The sequence below is a fragment of the Hafnia paralvei ATCC 29927 genome (genome assembly GCF_001655005.1).
Taxonomy (GTDB): domain Bacteria; phylum Pseudomonadota; class Gammaproteobacteria; order Enterobacterales; family Enterobacteriaceae; genus Hafnia; species Hafnia paralvei.
Genome location: NZ_LXET01000019.1, coordinates 1 through 1,365, shown reverse-complemented (window position 1 = coordinate 1,365; position 1,365 = coordinate 1). Strand labels below are relative to the sequence as shown.

The following is a 1,365-nucleotide window of genomic DNA, read 5'->3' as shown; positions in this document are numbered from 1 at the left end:
CTAACACCGATGAAAATGGCGTAGCCACTACCACGCTGACCAACATCACCGCCGGTATCAGTAAGGTCACCGCCACGATTAACGGTAATAGCCAAACCGTCGACACCACCTTTGTGGCTGATGACGGCACGGCAACCATTGTCAGTGGCAATTTGACGGTCACGGCTGACAACGCCAAAGCCAACGGCACCGCAACCAACGCCGTTCAGGCCAAGGTGACCGACGCCAACGGCAACGTGGTGCCTAATGTGGCAGTCACCTTCGCCGCCAATAACGGTGCGACGATCACCACCGCGTCGGCCAACACCGATGAAAATGGTTTAGCGGCAACAACGCTGACCAACATCACCGCCGGTATCAGTAAGGTCACTGCCACCGTTAATGGTAACAGCCAAACCGTTGACACCACCTTTGTGGCTGATGACGGGACAGCAACGATTGTTAATGGCGATTTGACGATCACCACTGATAACGCGGTTGCTGACGGTACGGACACCAACGCCGTTCAGGCCAAGGTGACCGACGCTAACGGCAACGTAGTGCCTAACGTGGCGGTTACCTTCACCGCGAATAACGGTGCCACAGTCACAACGGCATCAGCGATGACCGGTTCGAATGGTTTAGCCAGCACAACGTTAACCAATACTAAAACGGGGATTAGTCGAGTCAGCGCGGCTATTAACAGCACTAGCCAATCCGTGGACACCACCTTTATCGCCGACGGCGGGACGTCCACCATTATTGATGGCAATTTAACCGTCACCACTAATAACGCCAAAGCCGACGGCGCGGATACCAATGCCGTTCAGGCCAAGGTGACCGATGCCAATGGCAACGTGGTACCCAATGTCGCAGTAAGCTTTATCGCGGATAACGGCGCAACGGTAACCTCGACATCTGCCACCACCAATCAGCAAGGGTTAGCCACCACCACGTTAACCAATACCACGTCAGGAGTATCGAAGGTCACAGCCAAAATTAATGGCCATAGCCAAACCGTCGACACCACCTTTGTGGCTGACGGCGGCACGGCAACCATTGTTAATGGCGATTTGACGATCACCATTGATAACGCGGTTGCTAACGGCACGGACACCAACGCCGTTCAAGCCAAGGTGACCGATGCTAATGGCAACGTGGTGCCTAATGTGGCAGTCACCTTCGCCGCGAATAACGGCGCGACAGTCACCACCGCGTCGGCTAACACCGATGAAAATGGTTTAGCGGCGACAACGCTGACCAACATCACCGCCGGTATCAGTAAAGTCACCGCCACCGTTAATGGTAACAGCCAGAGCGTCGACACCACCTTTGTGGCAGACGACGGGACAGCAACCATTGTCGCTGGCGCCCTGACGGTCACAG

Annotated in this window: 1 protein-coding gene; it reads left to right on the top strand. The window is 55.2% G+C overall.

The window, feature by feature from the left end:
• A partial coding sequence (locus M988_RS06255) for a beta strand repeat-containing protein (RefSeq protein ID WP_169817469.1) occupies positions 1-1,365 on the top strand: 1,365 nt, incomplete at both ends.